20 protein-coding genes are annotated in these 20,297 nt (G+C 68.9%); 7 read left to right on the top strand and 13 right to left on the bottom strand.

The genetic code is table 11. The features are described from left to right. Position 1: 1 nt before the first annotated feature. Positions 2 to 1,045, bottom strand: a complete 1,044-nt coding sequence (locus ACZ2G3_RS07950; RefSeq protein WP_470398933.1) for a class I SAM-dependent methyltransferase — start codon at positions 1,043 to 1,045, stop codon at positions 2 to 4. After that, a complete protein-coding gene (lgt, locus tag ACZ2G3_RS07945) occupies positions 1,042 to 1,926 on the bottom strand; it encodes a prolipoprotein diacylglyceryl transferase (RefSeq protein WP_470398931.1) in 885 nt (294 codons plus the stop codon). The genes ACZ2G3_RS07950 and lgt overlap by 4 nt, the downstream gene beginning before the upstream one ends. Positions 1,927 to 2,053: 127 nt before the next feature. On the opposite strand from lgt, the gene ACZ2G3_RS07940 reads away from it, so the two are divergent. Beyond that, complete coding sequence (locus ACZ2G3_RS07940) at positions 2,054 to 2,305, top strand: accessory factor UbiK family protein (RefSeq protein WP_419267713.1); 252 nt, start codon at positions 2,054 to 2,056, stop codon at positions 2,303 to 2,305. On the opposite strand, the gene ACZ2G3_RS07935 is transcribed toward ACZ2G3_RS07940, so the two are convergent. After that, a complete protein-coding gene (locus ACZ2G3_RS07935) occupies positions 2,306 to 2,614 on the bottom strand; it encodes a DUF6476 family protein (protein ID WP_470398929.1) in 309 nt (102 codons plus the stop codon). It lies immediately after the preceding gene. Here ACZ2G3_RS07935 and ACZ2G3_RS07930 point away from each other — a divergent pair. The 3 genes from ACZ2G3_RS07930 (at position 2,613) to ACZ2G3_RS07920 (ending at position 5,795) form a co-directional block, all read left to right on the top strand. Beyond that, positions 2,613 to 3,635 carry an RluA family pseudouridine synthase gene (locus tag ACZ2G3_RS07930; protein WP_470398927.1) on the top strand — a complete coding sequence of 341 codons (1,023 nt, stop codon included), beginning with the start codon at positions 2,613 to 2,615 and terminating at the stop codon, positions 3,633 to 3,635. The two genes, ACZ2G3_RS07935 and ACZ2G3_RS07930, sit on opposite strands and share 2 nt — an antisense overlap. A 135-nt stretch (positions 3,636 to 3,770) precedes the next feature. After that, a complete protein-coding gene (gene rpoH, locus ACZ2G3_RS07925) occupies positions 3,771 to 4,679 on the top strand; it encodes an RNA polymerase sigma factor RpoH (protein WP_419267710.1) in 909 nt (302 codons plus the stop codon). A gap of 90 nt (positions 4,680 to 4,769) precedes the next feature. Further along, complete coding sequence (locus tag ACZ2G3_RS07920) at positions 4,770 to 5,795, top strand: hypothetical protein (protein ID WP_470398926.1); 1,026 nt, start codon at positions 4,770 to 4,772, stop codon at positions 5,793 to 5,795. A gap of 4 nt (positions 5,796 to 5,799) precedes the next feature. Here ACZ2G3_RS07920 and ACZ2G3_RS07915 read toward each other — a convergent pair whose 3' ends face one another. After that, positions 5,800 to 6,561 carry an NAD kinase gene (locus tag ACZ2G3_RS07915; RefSeq protein ID WP_470398924.1) on the bottom strand — a complete coding sequence of 254 codons (762 nt, stop codon included), beginning with the start codon at positions 6,559 to 6,561 and terminating at the stop codon, positions 5,800 to 5,802. Between the two features lie 177 nt (positions 6,562 to 6,738). Between ACZ2G3_RS07915 and glyA the strand changes: the two genes are divergently transcribed. Next, a complete protein-coding gene (glyA, locus tag ACZ2G3_RS07910; protein ID WP_470398923.1) occupies positions 6,739 to 8,034 on the top strand; it encodes a serine hydroxymethyltransferase in 1,296 nt (431 codons plus the stop codon). A gap of 58 nt (positions 8,035 to 8,092) precedes the next feature. Here glyA and ACZ2G3_RS07905 read toward each other — a convergent pair whose 3' ends face one another. The 7 genes from ACZ2G3_RS07905 to ACZ2G3_RS07875 all read right to left on the bottom strand — a co-directional run bounded on the left by ACZ2G3_RS07905 (position 8,093) and on the right by ACZ2G3_RS07875 (position 16,555). After that, positions 8,093 to 8,875 (bottom strand): crotonase/enoyl-CoA hydratase family protein, encoded by a 783-nt coding sequence (locus tag ACZ2G3_RS07905; RefSeq protein WP_470398921.1) that lies wholly within the window; start codon positions 8,873 to 8,875, stop codon positions 8,093 to 8,095. Continuing rightward, entirely contained in the window at positions 8,868 to 9,731 is an 864-nt protein-coding gene (locus tag ACZ2G3_RS07900; protein WP_470398919.1) for a hydroxymethylglutaryl-CoA lyase, read from the bottom strand. Before ACZ2G3_RS07900 ends, ACZ2G3_RS07905 begins: the two co-directional genes overlap by 8 nt. Then, positions 9,724 to 11,655, bottom strand: a complete 1,932-nt coding sequence (locus ACZ2G3_RS07895) for an ATP-binding protein (RefSeq protein ID WP_470398918.1) — start codon at positions 11,653 to 11,655, stop codon at positions 9,724 to 9,726. The genes ACZ2G3_RS07900 and ACZ2G3_RS07895 overlap by 8 nt, the downstream gene beginning before the upstream one ends. Before the next feature lie 127 nt (positions 11,656 to 11,782). Then, complete coding sequence (locus tag ACZ2G3_RS07890; RefSeq protein ID WP_470398916.1) at positions 11,783 to 13,387, bottom strand: carboxyl transferase domain-containing protein; 1,605 nt, start codon at positions 13,385 to 13,387, stop codon at positions 11,783 to 11,785. Continuing rightward, on the bottom strand, positions 13,384 to 14,949 hold the full coding sequence (locus ACZ2G3_RS07885) for an AMP-binding protein (protein ID WP_470398914.1): 1,566 nt from the start codon (positions 14,947 to 14,949) through the stop codon (positions 13,384 to 13,386). The genes ACZ2G3_RS07890 and ACZ2G3_RS07885 overlap by 4 nt, the downstream gene beginning before the upstream one ends. Next, positions 14,949 to 15,395: a lysozyme inhibitor LprI family protein gene (locus tag ACZ2G3_RS07880; protein WP_470398912.1), complete on the bottom strand. Its 447-nt coding sequence runs from the start codon at positions 15,393 to 15,395 to the stop codon at positions 14,949 to 14,951. The genes ACZ2G3_RS07885 and ACZ2G3_RS07880 overlap by 1 nt, the downstream gene beginning before the upstream one ends. Next, complete coding sequence (locus ACZ2G3_RS07875) at positions 15,395 to 16,555, bottom strand: isovaleryl-CoA dehydrogenase (RefSeq protein ID WP_419267700.1); 1,161 nt, start codon at positions 16,553 to 16,555, stop codon at positions 15,395 to 15,397. The genes ACZ2G3_RS07880 and ACZ2G3_RS07875 overlap by 1 nt, the downstream gene beginning before the upstream one ends. A 169-nt stretch (positions 16,556 to 16,724) precedes the next feature. On the opposite strand from ACZ2G3_RS07875, the gene ACZ2G3_RS07870 reads away from it, so the two are divergent. Together ACZ2G3_RS07870 and cbiB are read left to right on the top strand one after the other, a co-directional pair. Further along, positions 16,725 to 17,267: a histidine phosphatase family protein gene (locus tag ACZ2G3_RS07870; RefSeq protein ID WP_470398910.1), complete on the top strand. Its 543-nt coding sequence runs from the start codon at positions 16,725 to 16,727 to the stop codon at positions 17,265 to 17,267. 4 nt (positions 17,268 to 17,271) lie between these two features. After that, on the top strand, positions 17,272 to 18,186 hold the full coding sequence (gene cbiB, locus ACZ2G3_RS07865) for an adenosylcobinamide-phosphate synthase CbiB (RefSeq protein WP_470398908.1): 915 nt from the start codon (positions 17,272 to 17,274) through the stop codon (positions 18,184 to 18,186). Here cbiB and ACZ2G3_RS07860 read toward each other — a convergent pair. Beyond that, the gene (locus ACZ2G3_RS07860; RefSeq protein ID WP_470398907.1) at positions 18,183 to 18,962 is read right to left on the bottom strand and encodes a transglutaminase-like domain-containing protein; all 780 of its coding nucleotides are present in this window, start codon (positions 18,960 to 18,962) and stop codon (positions 18,183 to 18,185) included. The genes cbiB and ACZ2G3_RS07860 overlap by 4 nt on opposite strands. A 64-nt stretch (positions 18,963 to 19,026) precedes the next feature. Then, positions 19,027 to 20,178, bottom strand: coding sequence for a sensor histidine kinase (locus tag ACZ2G3_RS07855; RefSeq protein ID WP_470398905.1), 1,152 nt, complete (start codon positions 20,176 to 20,178; stop codon positions 19,027 to 19,029). Positions 20,179 to 20,297: the final 119 nt, after the last annotated feature.

Raw genomic sequence — 20,297 nt, 5'->3', positions numbered from 1 at the left:
GCTACTCCAGCGCCGCAAAGCCGGGGACGGCGGGCGCTCCTTTGGGCCAGATGGCCATTGCCTTGAACAGGTGACCCATTTCCGACGGATGGGTCAAGCGGTGAAGCGCCCGCATGGCGCCTGCGTCCCCGGCGGCCTCCAGCTTGCGCGCCCGCGCCTCCGCGCCCAGGGCCAGCAGCCAGTCCCCTTGCCGCAGGGGCCGGGACACCTCAGCACCGCCGCGCAGGGCGGCGGCGGCCAGGGGCGCAAAATCCACATGCGCCGTCAGGTCAGCCTCGCCCGGATGGGCGAGCGGGTCCTCGGGCAGGTGGTTGCGTAACGCCTGGAAAGTGTCGCCAAACCCGTTCCACCCGCCATAGTCGATGATGATCGCGGCCCCGCCTTGGGCGGCGATGCGCCGGCCCAGGGCCTCGACGAAGGCCACGCCCTCCGGGCACTCCTCGACGATGTCGCCCACGGACCCCTCGCGCGGCAGGGGCACGACCGCGCTCAGACCAAGCCTCAGCGTGCCTTTGTCACAGAGGCCGACCATCCGCTCTCTCCAGCCCTGCTCAGTCATCTGGAACTGCCGGATGGGCAGCGCGTCGATGAATTCGTTTGCGATCATGAATAGGGGCTTGGCCGGCAGATCCTCGACATTTTCCAGATGCAGGACCTGCCCCAGTCTCTCTGCCTGGACCTGGCGCAGATGGGGCGATGCCTCGATCAGCGCGACCTCTGCCGCTTCGCGCATCCCCGGCACGGCGCGCAGCGTGCGCAGCATGTCGGCCATCAGCGTGCCACGCCCCGGGCCGGGTTCGGCCAGCGTGAAGGGCGCGGGTCGGCCCTGGTCCATCCAGGCCTGCGCCAGCGCCAAGCCGCAGATTTCCCCAAAGATCTGGTGGATTTCGGGGGAGGTGACAAAGTCCCCCTTCTGCCCGAACGGGTCGCGCGTGGCATAGTAACCGTACCGGCTGTCCAGCAGGCAGATCTGCATGTAGTCCGCCAGGCTGATCGGCCCCGCGGCACGGATCCGCGCCGCGATGATCCCGGCCAGCGGCGTCATGCGCCCGCGATGGCCGGCCGCCGGCGCGCGCGCCAGACCAGCAGCAGGCCGATCAACACCATGGGCAGCGACAGCAGCTGTCCCATCGTCAGGCCGATGACCGGGCCGCCCAGCACGTGGCCAAGCGGGTTGTCCGGGGTGATGAACTGCGCATCGGCCACCCGGAACAATTCGACGAACATGCGGGCAAGTCCATAGCCCGCCAGGAATATTCCGAAGGCCAGCCCCGGCCGGCGCAACCCGCCGCCGCGCACCGCGGCCAGCAGGATCAGACCCAAAAGCAACCCCTCCAGCCCGGCCTCGTAGAGCTGGCTGGGATGGCGGGCGCAGGGGCCTTCGACGCCCGCGCAGGCCTGCGCTGCCTCACCCGGAAAGATAACGCCCCAGGGCAGGTCGGTCGGCCGTCCCCACAGTTCCGCATTGATGAAATTGGCGATGCGCCCGAAAAAGATGCCGATCGGTGCCACCACGGCCATCGCGTCGGCTAGCCGCAGGACCGGCACGCCCTGCGTCCGCGCCCATGCCCACGTGGCCAGGATCACCCCCGCAAAGCCGCCGTGAAAGCTCATCCCGCCCTGCCAGACCTTCAGGATCTCGGCCGGGTTCGCCAGGTAATAGGCGGGCTCGTAGAACAGCACGAAACCCAGGCGACCGCCCAGGATGACGCCCAGGATCACCCAGGTCAGCAGGTCGTCGACCCGGTCGGCTGCCACGGGCGCCCCGTCCCCCCACAGGCGCGGCCGGCGCATCATGGCCACGATCAGGCGCCAGCCGATGATCAGCCCCGCCAGATAGGCCAGCGCATACCAGCGCAGCGACAGCGACAGTCCGCCCAGGTTGATCGTGAAGATCTCGGGCGCGATATCGGGAAAGGGGATCATGGAACCTCGGCTGCAACTCGGCGCGCACGCTAGTGGGCGATGCCGCGGTGTCAACACGGAACGCCGCATTGAACCGGGCCGCGCCGTGAACCATATAGGGGGCAACCAGGACAAGAGGCCAAGTGACATGACCACTCAGAACCGCTTTTTCGACGACATCTCGAAACTGATGACCAATGCGATGGGTGTCGCCCATGGCGCGCGCTCGGAGGCCGAGAACGCGATGAAGGGCTGGGTCGACCGCTGGCTGGCCGACCGGGACTTCGTGACGCGTGAGGAGTTCGAGGCCGTGCGCGAGATGGCCATCAAGGCCCGCACCGAGAACGCCAGCCTCAAGGCCCGCCTGGACGCGCTGGAATCGGCGCGCAAGGCCGACTGATCAGGGCAGCGCGGTCCGGCTGACCAACTGGCCCGCGCGGTCGTAGAGCAGCACCTCGCCCGCGTCGCTGACCACCACGATCCAGTCGCGGGCAAAGGTCACGGCCTGGGCCGTGGCCCCCTGCGGCAGGGCGATCCGGTCGGGCAGTTCGGGCAGCACCGGCTGGTTGAGGCGCATCCACAGCAGCGCCACGACCGCGATCATGCCCAGCCCCATCACCAAGGCCAGCCCGCTGACCAGCGCCTTCAGAAAGCGCAGCTCCGGGACGGCTTTCGCAGCAGCCTTCCAGTCGGTATCATCATCCGCCATGTCGAACCTATCCGTGACCATCCCGGCGAACCCGCCCGACCGGCTTGATAAGGCGCTTGCGATGGCGGTGCCAGAGGAGGCGGCGCTGTCGCGGTCGCGGCTGGCCCGGCTGATCGCGGAGGGCGCGGTCATGGGTCCGCAGGGTGTCGCGCGTGACGGCAAGGCCCGCGTCGCGGAGGGAGAGGAATACCTGATCGCCCTGGCCCCGCCCGAACCCGTGGAGACCCGCCCAGAGGCCATCCCGCTGAGCATCGTCCACGAGGATGATGACCTGATCGTGATCGACAAGCCCGCGGGAATGGTGGTCCACCCTGCCCCCGGCAGCCCCACCGGCACGCTGGTCAACGCACTGCTGGCCCATTGCGGCGACTCGCTGTCGGGGATCGGCGGGGAAAAGCGGCCGGGCATCGTGCACCGGATCGACAAGGACACATCGGGCCTGCTGGTCGTGGCCAAGTCCGACCGCGCCCATCACGGCCTGGCCGCTCAGTTCGAGGCGCATAGCGCTCAGCGGCGATACCTGGCATTGGCGCATGGGCTGATCGACGGTGCCGATCCGCGCCTGCGCGGCACGCCCGGCGTCAGCTTTGAGGAGGGTGCCGTCCTCAAGATCACGACCCGGCTGGCGCGCCATTCCACCGACCGTCAAAAGCAGGCGGTTTATTTTGACAAGGGCCGCCATGCCGTCACCCGCGCCACGCTCTTGGAACGTTTCGGCACGCCGCCCTGCGCGATGCTGGTCCAATGCCGGCTGGAGACCGGGCGCACGCACCAGATCCGCGTGCACATGGCTCATGCGGGGCTGGGGCTGATCGGCGACCCGGTCTATGGCGGCGCACGGCGGGCCTCGGCGCGCGCCTTGGGTGCCGCGGCAGCGGCGGCGACGGCTTTTCCGCGCCAGGCCCTGCACGCGGCGCATCTGGGGTTCGATCATCCCGTGACCGGGCAGCCCCTGGCCTTCGACAGCCCCTTGCCTGCGGATATGCAGCATCTTCTGGATCTGCTTCGCGCGGCCTCTTGACGGCCGGCAGGCGCGGACACAGGTTACAGATCGGCCGAAAGCGGCAGGACAGGAAGCCGCACGTCACCCCGATGCGCGCCCGGAACTGGGCGGCAGCGGGCTGCGTTCGGCTTTCTCTGCGAAAGGGTATCGACCATGGCGACTTATGGAAACCTTCCTGCCCCCAGTCCGGAACAGGGTCTGAACCGCTATTTGCAAGAGATCCGCAAGTTTCCGCTGCTGGAGCCCGAAGAAGAATACATGCTGGCCAAGGCTTGGGCCGATCATGAGGACAGCGAGGCCGCGCACCGGCTGGTCACCAGTCACCTGCGCCTGGCCGCCAAGATCGCCATGGGCTATCGCGGTTACGGCTTGCCGCAGGCCGAGGTGATCAGCGAGGCGAATGTCGGCCTGATGCAGGCGGTCAAGCGCTTCGATCCTGAACGTGGCTTCCGCTTGGCCACCTATGCGATGTGGTGGATCCGCGCCTCGATCCAGGAATATATCCTGAGGTCATGGTCGCTGGTCAAGATGGGTACCACCAGTGCCCAGAAAAAGCTGTTCTTCAACCTCCGCAAGGCCAAGTCCAAGATCGGCGCGCTGGAAGAAGGCGACCTGCGCCCCGAGAACGTCGCCCAGATCGCGACCGAACTGAACGTGACCGAGAAAGAGGTCATCGACATGAACCGGCGCCTGTCGGGCGGCGATGCTTCCCTGAACGCGCAGGTGGGTTCGGGCGATGGAGAATCGGCGGCGCAGTGGCAGGACTGGCTGGAGGATACCGACGCCAACCAAGCCGAGGCCTATGCCGAGAACGAGGAACTGGACACCCGCCGCCGGATGCTGGTCGACGCGATGGACGTGCTGAACGAGCGGGAACGCGACATCCTGATGGAGCGGCGGCTGCGCGACGACCCGATGACGCTGGAGGATCTTTCCAGCCGCTACAGCGTGTCGCGGGAACGGATCCGCCAGATCGAGGTGCGCGCCTTCGAGAAGCTTCAGGAGCGCATGCGCATCCTGGCGCGTGAAAAGGGGATGCGGGTCGCCGATCCGGTGGAATAAACCCGTCCCGCCCACTCTGCGCCGCATTGACGCGATGCGGCGCGGCGCTATGGTCTGGGGAACCGACTGGACGACCCCAAGGCCAAAGCCATGACCGCGCTGACAGAATTCCAACGGCTCGAGGCGCAGGGCTCGTGGCGCGAGACACCCGATGCGCAGATGCGCGAAGTCGTGGTGTCACTTGGGGAAGCAACCCTGACCTTGATGGATCCCAGATCCGACCGGCCGCTGTCGCATTGGTCTCTGCCGGCGGTGGCACGGCTGAACCCCGGCCGGACACCGGCGGTCTATTCTCCCAACTCTTCCGGCCCCGACGAGACCATCGAAGTCGACGATCCCTTGATGATCGAGGCGATCGAACGTGTGCATCAGGCGATTGCCCGGCATCGCGGCACGCCCCCCCGTCGCCTGCGCGGCGTGGTGACGGGGCTCGCGGTGCTGGCGATGCTGGCGGCGGGCATCTTCTGGCTGCCGGACGCGCTGATCCGTCACGCGGCGCGGATCGCCCCGCCCGCCCAGGCCCGCACCATCGGCCTGCAGATCGTCGATGACCTGGAACGCGAGATGGGTCCGGTCTGTCAGCGCAGGACCGGCCAGCAGGTGCTGGACTGGATCACGCCCGGGCTGGTCGGCAGCCAGGCGCTGGTGCGGGTTCTGCCGGGGCCGCTGAACGGCGCCCTTCGCCTGCCGGGCGATCTGTACGTGCTGGGCAATGACCTGCTGGCGGCCACGCCCAGCCCCGAGGCCGCGGCCGGGCACCTGATCTCGGCACGGCTGGCGCGGGATGACAAGGCAGTCACGCTGGATGCGCTGCGCCACGCCGGAATGATGGCGTCGCTGCGGCTGATGACGCTTGGCACCCTGCCCCGTGACGCGCTGGCGGGTTACGGGGACAAGCTCTTGGACCAGCCGCTGCCGCGCCCCGACCTGGCGGCCCTGCCCGCGGCATTCGCCGAACGTGGCCTGTCGACCGAACCCTATGCCCGCAGCATCGACCCGACCGGCGCTGCCGTCCTGCCGCTGATCGAGGCCGACCCGATCCGCACGGGTACGATGCAGGCGGTGCTGCTGACCGACCCGCAATGGCTGGCGCTGCAGCAGATCTGCGCAGGCTAATCCGTCAGACGAACTGCTCGCGCAGCAGGCGTTCCTCCAGCCCGTGACCGCTGTCGAACAGCAGCCGGTGGCGGATGTCCGAGGCGCTCTGGATCTGGACGCGGGTCACGTGGCGGACCGAACGGCTGTCGGCATCCGCCATGACCGGGCGGCGTTCGGGATTGAGCACCTCGACCACGACCTCGGCCGCCTTGGGCAGCAGCGCCCCCCGCCAGCGGCGCGGGCGGAACGGCGCGATGGCGGTCAGGGCCAGCACCTCGGAGCCGATCGGCAGGATCGGCCCATGCGCCGAATAGTTGTAGGCCGTCGATCCTGCGGGGGTGGCGATCAGCGCGCCGTCGCAGACCAGTTCCTCCATCCGCATCCGGCCGTCGACATGGATGCGCAGCTTGGCCGCCTGCGGCCCCTCGCGCAGCAGGCTGACCTCGTTGATGGCCAGCGCCGCATGGCAGGTGCCGTCGGCGCAGGTGGCGCGCATGCGCAGCGGATTGATGACCGTCTCCTCGGCCGCATCCAGGCGCTCGGGCAGGTCATCGGCACTGTAGCTGTTCATCAGAAAACCGACGGTGCCGCGGTTCATCCCATAAACGGGCAGGTCCCGCCCCTGCGTTGCATGCAGGGTCTGAAGCATGAATCCGTCGCCGCCAAGCGCCACCACCACCTGGGCCCGGCTCAGCTCGGCATTGCCGTAGCGATGGCCCAGAACCGCCAGGGCGGCCCGGGCCGGCGCGGCCTGGCTGGCAGTGAAATGTATCCTGGGCGTCATCGGCCACGCGTCCTCTTGAGTGCCGCGCAGCATCACGCGCAGCCGTGCCGATGACAACCCCCGCCGGGCAGAAGGTCGCAACCGTGCCAAGGGGGTCGTTTTGTCACTTTCCGCAAGCAGAACGTTGCGTTAGAAGGCGCAAACCCGCAGCCGCCCAGCCAAAGAAGGACGCGAGAGATGAACGCCCCTAGCCGCGACAATGGCTTTTTCACCGAAAGCCTGGCCAGCCGTGACGCCGATATCGCCCAGGCCATCACCCAGGAACTGGGTCGCCAGCGCGAAGAGATCGAGCTGATCGCATCCGAGAACATCGTCAGCCGCGCCGTGATGGAGGCTCAGGGTTCGGTCCTGACCAACAAATACGCCGAAGGCTATCCGGGCAAGCGCTATTACGGCGGCTGCCAGTATGTCGACATCGCCGAAAACCTGGCGATCGAGCGTGCCAAGGAACTGTTCGGCTGCGAATATGCCAACGTCCAGCCGAACAGCGGCAGCCAGATGAACCAGGCCGTGTTCCTGGCGCTGCTGCAGCCGGGCGACACCTTCATGGGCCTGGACCTGAATTCGGGCGGCCACCTGACCCACGGCTCGCCCGTGAACATGTCGGGCAAATGGTTCAACGTCGTCAGCTATGGCGTGCGCCAGCAGGATCACCAGCTGGACATGGAAGCGGTTGCCGAAAGCGCCCGCAAGAACAAGCCCAAGCTGATCATCGCCGGCGGCACCGCCTATAGCCGGGTCTGGGACTGGGCCGCCTTCCGCAAGATCGCGGACGAGGTCGGCGCCTATCTGATGGTGGACATGGCCCATATCGCCGGCCTGGTCGCCGGTGGCGTGCATCCCTCACCGCTGCCCCATGCCCATGTCGTCACCTCGACCACGCACAAGTCGCTGCGCGGACCCCGTGGCGGCCTGATCCTGACCAATGACGCCGAGATCGCCAAGAAGATCAACAGCGCGGTCTTCCCCGGTCTTCAGGGCGGCCCGCTGATGCATGTGATCGCCGCCAAGGCCGTGGCCTTTGGCGAGGCGCTGCGCCCCGAGTTCAAGACCTATGCCGCGCAGGTGGTCAAGAACGCGGCCGCCATGGCGGACGAGCTGATGAAGGGCGGCGTCGACATCGTGTCCGGCGGCACCGACAACCACCTCTGCCTGGCCGACCTGCGTCCCAAGGGCGTGACCGGCAAGGCGACCGAGGCCGCGCTTGGCCGCGCCCATATCACCTGCAACAAGAACGGCGTGCCGTTCGATCCCGAAAAGCCCTTTGTGACCTCGGGCATCCGCCTTGGCGCGCCGGCCGGCACCACCCGCGGCTTTGCCGAATCGGAGTTCCGCCAGATCGCCCGCTGGATCATCGAAGTCGTGGACGGCCTGGCCGCCAACGGCGAAGAGGGCAATGCCGAGGTCGAGGCCAAGGTCCGTGCCGAGGTCAAGGCGCTCTGCGACCGCTTCCCGCTCTATTCGGGCATGTAATCGCCCCTTTGGGGCTGAAGGGAACCCGCCGCGCCACCGCGCGGCGGGTTCTTTCATGTCAGGACTGCCAGCGCGGCTTCCGCTTGTCGAAAAAGGCCGCGATCCCCTCGGGCGCCTCGTCGCCCTCCCAGACCTTGACCAGCCGGTCGATGCTGTCCTCGATGACGTCGGCATCGATGCGCGGACCCAGGGCGCGGCATTGCGCCTTGGCGGCGGCCACGGCACCGGGTGCCGCCTGCAGGAACGGCGCTACCTCTGCCTCGATCGCGGCGTCCAGCGCCTCGGGCGCCACCACGCGGGCCGCCAGGTTCAGCGCCATGGCCTCCTCCGCGCCAAAGATCCGGGCCGAAAAGAACACGCGCCGCGCGGCAGGCTCGCCCATGCGGGCAACGACATAGGGGCCGATGGTCGCGGGGATCAGGCCAAGCCGCACCTCGGTCAGGCCGAATTTGGCCGGCGCTGCGACGATGGCGATGTCGCTGACCGCCATCATCCCGATGCCGCCGCCAAAGGCGTTGCCATGGACGCGGGCGATCACCGGCTTGGGCAGCAGGTTCAGCGCCGACAGCATCCCGGCCAGCGCCCGCCCCCCCTCGCGGCGCGTCGCCTCGTCCGCCTGCATCTGCTGACGCATCCAGCCCAGATCGCCGCCCGCGCAAAAGCTGTCGCCCTGTCCCGCCAGCACCACCACACGCACCGCAGGGTCCGCGCCAAGCGCCCCGGCCGCCTCGGTCAGTTCGTCCATCATCTGGCGCGACAGGGCATTGTGCTTGTCGGGCCGGGCCAGCCACAGCGTGGCCACGCCGCGCGCGTCCCGGTCGATGCGGATCGTTTCAGGCATGGTGCCCCTCCTTCAGGTCGCGCGCCATGACCGCCGCGCGTTCGATCACCGCCATGTCCAGCCCGTGGGCCAGGCCCCGTGCGGACAGATGCGCCGCCAGGGCTTCGGTGGCGACATTCCCCGCCGCGCCCGGCGCATAGGGACAGCCCCCCAGTCCCCCCACCGCGGCGTCGAAAATGCGCAACCCGCGCGACAGGCTGACATCCACGTTCTGCAGGGCCCGCCCGGCCGTGTCGTGGAAATGCCCCGCCAGGCGTTCGGGCGGCAGCTCATCCAGCACGTCCGCCAGCATGGCATCGACCGCTTCGGGGCGGCCCTGCCCGATCGTGTCGCCAAGGCTGACCTCGGCGCAGCCAAGGTCCCGCAGGGCGGCCGCGACCCGCGCCACCTGCCCCGGCGCCGTGGGTCCGTCAAAGGGGCAGTCGGTCACGACGCTGACATAGCCGCGCAGAAAGACGCCATCCGCACGCGCGGCCTCGGCGACCGGTGCCAGACGCTCCAGGCTCTCGGCGACGGATGCGTTCAGGTTGGCGCGGCTGAAGCCTTCGGAGGCGCTGACGAAGATCGCGACCTCGTCGGCACGGGCGGCGCGCGCGGCCTGATAGCCCTTGAGGTTGGGGGTCAGCACCGCATAGCGCAGGCCCAGCCTGCGGCTGATGCCCGCCATCACCTCGGCCGCATCGGCCATCTGCGGCACCCATCGGGGTGACACGAAGCTGGTCACCTCGATCCGTCGAAAGCCCGCCTGCGACAGCAGATCCACCAGCGCGATCTTGTCGGCGGTGGGGATCTGCCGCTTTTCGTTCTGCAGCCCGTCGCGGGGGCCCATCTCGAAGATCTCGACGTGCTCAGTCATCGGCGACCTCGTCCAGCCGGATCAGCGCGGCCCCGGCCTCGACCTGGTCGCCCGCCGCGGCCAGCACCTCGGCCACGATGCCGTCGCGCCCGGCGGTCAGGCTGTGCTCCATCTTCATGGCCTCCAGCACCGCCAGCCGCTCACCGGCGCGGACCCGCTGGCCCTGCGTCACATGCACGGCCTTCACCAGCCCCGGCATGGGAGAGCGTGTCAGCCCGTCGCCCGCGTCATCGGCCCCGGCCCGCGCCAGCGGGTCGCGGGGCACCAGATGCACCGTGTGCCCGCCAAAGACGCTGACCCCGGCGGAATGGCAGGCGATGCGTTCGCGGCACAGGTCGCCGTCGACCCACCAGCGGTCGCCCTGCCAGCGCACCTCGTGCGGCTGGCCGTCCAGCATCACGCGGGCCTCGCCCGGCCCCAGCACCTCCAGGACCGCCTGGCCGCCTTCCCATGCGATGGTGCGGCGCAGCGGCTGCCACAGGGTCATGCCCCCGCGCATCTTCGGATCGGCCAAGCCGGCAAGCCCGACTACGGCCAGCGCCATGGCCCGCGCATCGGGCGCCGCTGCCGCGACCAGCGCGTCCAGGTCCCGCGCGATCAGGCCGGTGTCCACCTGCCCGGACCGAAAGCCGTCGTGGCGGGTCAGGGCAATGAGGAAGTCGAGGTTGGTGACCGAACCCGCAACCTCGGTGTCAACCAGCGCCTGTTCCAGCGCGCGCAGCGCGATGGCGCGTGTGGCGCCCCACGTAACCACCTTGGCGATCATCGGGTCATACCAAGGGCTGATCGCATCGCCCGCACGCACGCCGGTTTCGATCCGGGCGGCGTCGGGGAAACGGAGGTGGGACAACCGGCCGGTGGCGGGAAGAAAGCCTGCGGGCACGTCTTCGGCATACAGTCGTGCCTCAAAAGCGTGGCCACCGGTTGCGATCAAACGCTGTTCGAGGGGAAGCGGCTCTCCGCTGGCGACGCGCAGCTGCCACGCGACCAGATCGATGCCGGTCACGGCCTCTGTCACCGGATGCTCGACTTGAAGCCGGGTGTTCATCTCCATGAACCAGAAGCGGTCGGGGCGCAGGCCGTCGCTGCCGTCCACGATGAATTCGATGGTGCCGGCGCCGGAATAGCCGATGGCCTTGGCGGCGCGGACGGCGGCGTCGCCCATGGCCCGGCGCATCTCCTCGGTCATGCCGGGGGCGGGCGCTTCCTCGATCACCTTCTGGTGGCGGCGCTGCAGCGAGCAGTCGCGTTCATAGAGATGCACGGCGCGGGTCCCGTCGCCGAACACCTGCACCTCGATATGACGGGGTTGCAGGACGTATTTCTCGATCAGGACGGCGGCGTTGCCAAAGGCGTTCTGCGCCTCGGACCGTGCGGATTCCAGCGCCTCGGCGAAATCGGCCGGCTCGTCGACGCGCCGCATCCCCTTGCCGCCGCCCCCCGCCACGGCCTTGATCAGCACCGGATAGCCGATCCGATCCGCCGCCTGCGCCAGCCCATCCGGGTCCTGGTCGGCCCCGTGATAGCCCGGAACGACCGGCACGCCCGCCTTTTCCATCAGGGCCTTGGCCGCGTCCTTCAGCCCCATCGCGCGGATTGCCTTGGCCGAGGGGCCGATGAAGACCAGGCCCGCAGCCTCGACCGCCTCGACAAAGTCCGGGTTTTCGGACAGAAATCCGTAGCCAGGATGGATCGCCTGCGCCCCGGTGGACCGGGCCGCCGCGATGATGGCGTCGCCGCGCAGATAGCTGTCGGCCGGCGCGGGGCCACCCAGATGCACCGCCTGGTCGGCCATGGCGACGTGCCGCGCGGCGCGGTCGGCGTCCGAATAGACGGCGACCGTCGCCACGCCCATCCGGCGGCAGGTGTCGATGATCCGACAGGCGATTTCACCGCGATTGGCGATCAGGATCTTGTCGAACATGGCTGACCTTTCGATTGGCGCCGGGCGTCGCGGGCCATGCGCCCGCCGTCCCGTGCAGAAGATGTTGGCGCGCGGGGGACCGGGGCCCCGCAGCGCGGCCGTGGCGCAGTGCGGGCCATGCCCGCCATCACATCCGGAACAGGCCGAAGCGCGTCGGCTCCAGCGGGGCGTTCAGCGCGGCACGCAGCGACAGGGCCAGCACCTCGCGCGACTTGCGGGGGTCGATGATGCCGTCGTCCCAGAGCCGCGCCGAGGCATAGAGCGGGTGCGACTGGCGCTCGAACATCTCGACCGTGGGGCGCTTGAACTCGGCCTCCTCCTCGGGCAGCCATTCGCCGCCCGCGCGCTCGATCCCCTCGCGGCGCACGGTGGCCAGCACCCCGGCCGCCTGTTCGCCGCCCATGACGCTGATGCGGCTGTTGGGCCAGGTCCACAGGAAGCGCGGCGAATAGGCGCGCCCCGCCATGCCATAGTTGCCCGCGCCAAAGCTGCCGCCGACCAGCATGGTGATCTTGGGCACGTTGGTCGTGGCCACCGCCGTCACCATCTTGGCGCCGTGGCGCGCGATGCCCTCGTTCTCGTATTTGCGGCCGACCATGAAGCCGGTGATGTTCTGCAGGAACACCAGCGGGATGCCCCGCTGCGAGCAGAGTTGGATGAAATGCGCGCCCTTCTGCGCGGCCTCGGAAAACAGCACGCCGTTGTTGGCGACGATGCCGACGGGACAGCCCTCGACATGGGCAAAGCCCGTGACCAGGGTTTCCCCAAAGCGGGCCTTGAACTCGTCAAAGCGGCTGCCGTCGACGATGCGGGCCATCACCTCGCGAATGTCATAGGGGGTGCGAAGGTCGGCGGGCACGACGCCGAATATCTCGTCGGGATCATAGGCCGGGGCTTCGGGCGCCTGCCACTGGACCTCGCCCTGCGGGCGGCGGTTCAGGTGCTGGACCGCCTGCCGCGCCAGGGCCAAGGCGTGGGCGTCATCCTCGGCCAGGTAGTCGGCCACGCCGGACAGGCGGGTATGGACGTCGCCGCCCCCCAGATCCTCGGCGGAAACCACCTCTCCGGTCGCGGCCTTGACCAGCGGCGGGCCGGCCAGAAAGATCGTGCCCTGACCGCGAACGATGATCGTGACGTCGGACATGGCGGGGACATAGGCGCCCCCGGCGGTGCAGGAGCCCATCACCACGGCGATCTGGGCGATGCCCTTGGCGCTCATCCGGGCCTGGTTGAAGAAGATGCGGCCGAAATGGTCGCGGTCGGGAAAGACCTCGTCCTGGTTGGGCAGGTTGGCGCCGCCGCTGTCCACCAGGTAGAGGCAGGGAAGATGGCATTCCTCGGCGATTTCCTGGGCACGAAGGTGCTTTTTCACCGTCATCGGGTAATAGGTGCCGCCCTTGACGGTGGCATCGTTGGCCACGACCATCACCTCCTGCCCATGCACCCGACCGATGCCCGCGATCACCCCCGCCGAGGGGGCCGCGCCGTCATACATGCCATGCGCCGCCGTGGCGCCGATCTCCAGAAAGGGCGATCCCGGGTCCAGAAGGTTCGCCACCCGTTCGCGCGGGGGCATCTTGCCGCGATTGACGTGACGCTCCATCGCGCGGGCGCCGCCGCCCTCGGCGGCGGCCTGCGCCGCCTGGCGGGCCGTGTCCAGCAGCGCCAGATGCGCCTGTCGGTTGGCCTGGAACTGCTCGGACGAGGGCAATGCGGATGAGGTCAGCTTCATGATGGGGTCTCCGAAGGTCCGGCGTCGATTTCAGCCTGGGCCAGCTTGCGCAATTCGCGTCGCATGACCTTGCCGGTCACGGTCATCGGCAAGGCGTCCAGGAAGGCGATCTCTCGCGGGTAGGAATGGGCGGCCGACTGCCGGCGCACATGGGTCTGCAACTCGGCGGCAAGTTCGGCAGAGGGGGCATGACCAGGGCGCAGGACAACATAGGCCTTGACGATCTCGGTCCGCAGCGGGTCGGGCTTGCCGATGACCCCGGCCTGGGCCACGGCGGGGTGGCGCAGCAGGCAATCCTCGATCTCGGAGGGGCCGATGCGGTATCCGGCCGAGGTGATGACATCGTCGTCGCGCCCGACGAACCGGACATAGTCATCCTCGATCACGCCGCGGTCGCCGGTCACCATCCAGTCGCCACGGAACTTGGCGGCGGTCGCCTGCGGGTTCTGCCAATAGCCCAGCATCATGCTGCCCGCGCCGCGTCGGATGGCGATGTCGCCTTCCGCATCGGTGACCTGCCCATCACTGTTCAGGACCGCCAGATCAAAGCCGGGGGCGGCTTTCCCGATCGCGCCGGGCCGCACCGGGAACATCGCCCCGGACGACGCCGCGACCATGTTGCACTCCGTCTGGCCATAGAATTCGTTGATCGTCAGCCCAAAGGCCCGCCGGCCCCAATCCAGCATTTCCGCGCCAAGCGTCTCGCCGCCCGAGGCGACGCTGCGCAGGCCCGGCAGGTCCATGTCGGCCGCCTTCAGCATCTTCAGCGCCGTCGGCGGGAAGAAGATGTTGCGGATGCCACAGTCGCGGATTAGCGCGGCCACGGCCGCGGGGTCGAACTTGGGCATTCGCGCCGCTACCACCGGCACGCCAAGCGCCAGCCCGGGCATCGCCACGTCGAAAAGGCCACCGATCCAAGCCCAATCCGCGGGTGTCCAGATGACATCACCGGGTTGCCCCAGCAGGTCGTGGCTCATCTCGACGCCCGGCAGGTGGCCCGTCAGGACCCGGTGGCCGTGCAGGGCCCCCTTGGGCGCGCCGGTCGTGCCGGAGGTATAGATGATGATCGCCGGATCATCGGGGCCTGTGTTCTGGGTCGGGAACGGGGCGGCCTCAAGCAGGCCCTCCTCCGGGACGATCACGCGAAGGTCGGGGAACGGGGCCAGCATCGCGCGGCCCTCGGGGTCGGTGATGACGGTGGCGATGCCCGCATCGCGCAGGCGCAGCTCCAGCGCCTCGGGGCCGAAGAGCTTGAACAGCGGGACCGAGATCGCCGCCGATTTCCAGACCGCCAGATGCGCCGCGGCGGTCCAGGCCGATTGCGTGCGCAGGATGCCGATACGGTCGCCCCTGTCGGCCTGCAACGCATGTGCCAATCGGTCGGTCATCATCTCCAGTTCGCCAAAGCTGACCGGGCGCGGGCTGCCGTCATGTTCGATGATCGCCACCGCCGCCGGATCATGGGCCAGGCACTGGTCGGCCATGTTCAGCCGCGCCGGGAACTGCCAGCGGAATTCGGCGCGCAGGCGGTCATGGTCGGCATGGGACAAAAGCCGCGACATCAGCCCCCCTCGGCCAGCGACGCGTCCAGCCGCAGCGCCTGGTCGGCGGTCAGTTCCATCTGGCACTGAAGACGGACGGTGCCGGCCAGGCTGCCGCCGTCGTATCGCGCCGCCTCATAGTTGCAGGCCGCGTCACGGAATGCGATCCACCTGCGCTGCATCTCGCGCAGCGCCTCGGCCCGGACGGGCGTGACCCGGTCCATCCCCAAGCGATAGGCATCGTTCAACCGCGCGTCCCACAAGTCGCGCTCTGCGGCCAGGCACTGGTTCATGCCGAGCGTCGTCTGGCCGCCCTCGCCCTCCATGCAGGCCCGTGCCGCCCTGCCCGCGCAGTCGCGTCCGCCCTCTGCCTCCAGGCAGGCCACCATCGGCGCGGGGTCGAAGGCCGGCGCCTCCTGCGCGGCGGCAGGCGCGGCACAAAGCGCCAGCAGGACGACCGCGCGCATCAGACGAGGCCCATCAGTTCCCGGCCGATCAGCATGCGGCGGATCTCGCTGGTGCCGGCGCCGATCTCCATCAGCTTGGCGTCGCGGAACAGGCGGCTGACCACGCTGTCGTTCAGGAAGCCCGCCCCGCCCAAGGCCTGCACCGCCTGATGCGCCTGCACCATTGCCTGTTCACTGGCATAAAGCACCGCGCCCGCCGCATCCTGACGCGTGACCTTGCCCGCGTCGCAGGCGCGCGCGACCTCGTAGACATAGGCGCGCGAGGTGTTCAGCGCGACATACATGTCGGCGATCTTGGCCTGCATCAGCTGGAACGACCCGATCGGCTGGCCGAACTGCTTGCGCTCGGCCACATAGGGCATCACCTGATCCAGGCAGGCCGCCATGATACCGGTGCCGATGCCGGCCAGGACCACCCTCTCGTAGTCCAGGCCCGACATCAGCACCCGAACGCCCCGGCCCTCCTCGCCCAGGACGTTCTCGAACGGGATCTCGACATTGTCGAAGATCAACTCGCCCGTATTCGATCCGCGCATCCCCAGCTTGTCGAAATGCGGGCTGGTCGAGAAACCCGACATGCCGCGTTCGACGATAAAGGCCGTGATGCCCTTCGACCCGGCCTCGGGGTCGGTCTTGGCATAGACCACCAGCGTCTGCGCATCCGGCGCATTGGTGATCCAGTACTTGCTGCCGTTCAGGACGTAGCGGTCGTTCCTCTTTTCGGCCCGCAGCTTCATGCCGACGACGTCGCTGCCCGCGCCCTCCTCGGACATGGCCAGCGCGCCCACGGCCTTGCCGCTGCACAGGTCGGGCAGGTATTTCGCCCGCTGCGCGTCGGTGCCGTTCAGCTTGATCTGGTTCACGCAAAGGTTCGAATGCGCGCCATAGGACAGGCTGACGCTGGCGCTGGCGCGGGCGATCTCCTCGACCGCGATCACATGGGCCAGATAGCTCATGCCCGACCCGCCCCATTCCTCGGCGACCGTGATGCCCAACAGGCCCAGTTCACCCATCTCGGACCACAGTTCGTTGGGAAAGGCGTTGGTGCGGTCCACTTCACCGGCGATCGGCGCCACACGCTCCTGCGCCCAACGGTGCACCATGTCGCGCAGCGCGTTCACATCCTCGCCCAGATCGAATTCCATGCCCCGCGTGAACATCGCGATCCCCCTCCCCGGTTATTGAACGCTTGTTCATTTCTTTACCGCAGCCGCCCCGCCTGCGTCAAGCCAAGGCTGCGCCTGGTCCGAACCTGCGTCAAGGTGCCGCCGGGCCTTGCCCGCCGCCCCCCTTCGCGCCACAGAGGCGCACAACAACCGGAGACGGCACATGCGGCTTTCCATCCTGCGCCACGCCCCCAGCCTGTCGGACGGCCTGCTGGCCGGCCGCCGCGACGTGCCTGCCGATTGCGCGGACCACGCCACGCTGGCGCGCCTGGCCATGCGGATCGGGCAGCCGCGGCAGGTGATCGCCAGCCCCGCCCTGCGCTGCCGCCAGACGGCCGAGGCCCTTGGGCTGACGCCTGAGCGGCTGGAGCCCGCGCTGTGGGAGCAGGACATGGGCGTCTGGGAAGGGCTGCCCCCCGCCCGCCTGCCCGACCTGGGCCCGCTGTCGCCGGCCGAACTGGCCCGGCACAGGCCGGAGGCGGGCGAGAGCTTTGACGACATGACCGCCCGCGTCATCCCGGTGCTGCAGGGGCTGCGCGACGACTGCCTGGTGGTGGCCCATGCCGGCACGGCACGCGCCGCCCTGTCGATGGTGGTGGGCCCGGCGGCGCTGTCCTTTTCCGTGGCGCCGCTGTCGCTGACCATCCTGCGGCGCATGGGCGATGCCTGGGCGGTCGAGGCGGTCAACCTGACCGTCGGGGAATAACCCCATGGCGATGATCGCGGCGCTGGCGCTGATTCTGGATGCACTGATCGGTTGGCCGCAGCCGGTCTATGCCCGGATCGGGCACCCGGTGACCTGGATCGGGCGGCTGATCGCGGCGCTGGACCGGCGGATGAACCGCGGCGGCGCGCGGCGGCTGAAAGGCGCGCTGGCGGTGCTGCTGGTCGTGGCGGCGGCGCTGGTCCCGGCGGCGCTGATCCAGGTCTGGCTGGGACCTTGGGTCGCGGCGGTCTTGGCCTGGCCGCTGGTGGCGGCGCGGTCGCTGGACGAACATCTGGGTGCGGTGGCACGACCCCTGAGGCAGGGAGATCTGGCCGGCGCGCGCGCAGCCACGGCGATGATCGTCGGCCGCGACGTCAGCCAGGCCGACGAGGCCGCGCTGGCCCGCGCCAGCCTGGAGAGCCTGGCCGAAAACGCCAGCGACGGAGTCATCGCGCCGCTGTTCTGGGCGGCCATCGGAGGATTGCCGGGCATCGCCGCCTACAAGGCCATCAACACGCTGGATTCGATGATCGGCCACCGCACCCCGCGCCATGAGGCCTTTGGCGCCTTTGCCGCGCGACTGGATGACGTGGCCAACCTGATCCCGGCGCGGCTGACGGCGCTGCTGATCGCGCTGGCCGCCGGGCGCCGCGCCCCGCAGGCCCTGCGCTGTGCGCTGGACGACGCGCCGGCGCATCGCTCACCGAATGCCGGCTGGCCCGAAGGGGCGATGGCGGGCGCCCTCGGCGTGCGCCTGTCGGGGCCGCGCGTCTATGGCGACAGGATCGCGCATGAACCCTGGCTGAACGGCACCGCGCCCGACCCTGCCGCCGCCGACCTGGACCGAGGCATCCGCATCTATCGCCGGGCCGTCGCCCTTGGCGGCGTCCTGCTGCTGGGTGCCGCTCTGGTCGCCTAGTCCAGCCGCGTAACCTTGACCGTCTGGACCTGCAGGTCGGCCGCCGTCCCGGTCGTCAGGAAGGCCACGTCGGTCGCGTCCCGTCCGACCGCCACCAGCGCCATGTTGTCGGCCCCGGCCATGCCGGTCGGATCGACCAAGTGCCAGTCGCCCGACAGATAGACCTGCGCCACGGCATGGAAATCCTGCGGCTCGACATCAGGGGCATAGACGCTGGCGATGCGCGCGGGGATCTGGGCGGCGCGGCACAGCGCGATCAGCAGATGGGCATAGTCACGGCACACGCCCCGCCCTTCCAGGAAGGTGTCGGCAGCGGTGGTGTTGCCGTCGCTGATGCCCGAGACATAGGCAAGGTGCCCCTCGACCCAGTCCCGCATCGCCGCGACCTTGGCGCCGCCCTGCAGCCCCTCAAAGCGCGAGCAGACGAAGTTCGTGAAACGGTCCGCCTCGCAATAGCGCGACGGCAGCAGATAGCGCAGCGCGTCGCCCGGCATATGCTCGACCGGCACCGCGTCCAGGCGGGACAGGTCGACCGGCGGGCGGGTCACCTCGACCTCGGCGCCATAGCGGCAGGTCAGCCGATCCTCCAGCCGCATGACGATGCGTTCGCCGATGCCCTCCTCTCCGGGAACGCGCCCCAGATGGGCGGGCTGTCCCAGGTCGATGCTTGCCGAGATCAGCGTCTGCCCCTCGGCCCCCGCCGCCTCGATCACCACGATCGCCGGTCCGGCAGCGCCAAGACGGTAATCAAGCACAACATCGATCTTCATCCGCATCGGCGGCTCCTGTCGGTGGGAGGGGTGGCAGAGCAGCCGCGCTTGGACGCTGCCGTCCGGCTTGTCAATCGCCGCCGCGGCCGGAAGTTCCCCGGCGGCCCAATTCCCCGACGTCTCGGGCGGTGTCGGCCGCGACCGGGTCCAGCCGCAGCTCCACCCGGAACAGCGCCCCGCCCAGGTCGGAACGGCCGTGCCGGAAAAGCCCGTCCATCTGCGCCGTGTAGACCTGGCAGATCTGCATGCCGAGGCCGGTTCCCTGGGCTGCGTCGAAGCCCTCGGGCAGGCCCGGCCCGTCATCCTCGACCGTCAGGCGCAGGCGGTCGTCCGGGCAGTCCAGACGGATGCGGATCATCGCCTGCCGGTTGGCGCCACTATGCTTGACCGCATTCCCGATCAGTTCGGCCAGGATCTGGCCGATCGCCGCCGCCTGCGCGGGCTTGACCGGCACCGGCCGGTCGCCGTTCAGGTCCAACTCGATCCGGCCGTTCAGCGCCTGACCCAGATCCATCGCCAGAACCCGCACATAGTCCATCAGCGGCAGTTCATCTGCACCCGGGTCCAGGTGCAGCTGATCGTGCACGCGCGCGAGGGTCGCGATCCGGTTGGCCGCATCGCCCAAAAGTGCCCCTGCCTCGCCGCCGGAATGGACCCGGGACTGCATCCGCAACAGCGCGATGACCGAGGCAAAGCTGTTCTTGACCCGATGGTCGATCTCACCCAGCAGGACCTTTTGCCGGGCCAGGGCCGCGTCCTTCAACGCAACCTCCTGCGCCAGGGCGCGGGCCTGTTCCTCCAGCAGCTTGCGTGCCGTGACGCTGTCGGTGATGTCGCGAGAGCTGGCCAGGATGCGTTCCACATGTCCGCGCGGCCCCCGCACGGGCGAGACCGTCACATGCCACCAGCGCGGCGTGCCGCGGGCCGTCGGGCAGAAGGCCTCGAAGGTGCTGACGCGGCCGTCGCGCGCCGCCGCCATGGCATCGTCCAGCAGCCGATGGCTTTCCGCAGGCCAAAGCGCGGGCCAGGGCCGATCCTCGATCATGCCGAAATCCGCGATTTCCATCGCGCACATGCCATTGCTGTTCATGAAGCTGACGCGACCATCGACCTCGATCAGCTTGATGCAGTCGGGAGAGCTGTCGAGAACGGACAGCGCAAAGCCGGTCTCCACCCCCGCCAGCAGGTCGAGGGCGTGCAGATTGGGGTCGACTGCGGTCATGGACAGCTGATCTTCATCTGGCAATATCGGTTCACTCGGCATCTCCCCGTCAACAGTCGGGATGTGCCGAAAAAGCAGCAACGACGATGTTTTGTCAACGAATTAATCGCGTGACCCCA

Source organism: Paracoccus sp. KKT209 (genome assembly GCF_055635455.1).
The sequence above is the reverse complement of the archived record's forward strand: the minus strand, read 5'-3'. Positions and strand labels throughout refer to the sequence as shown.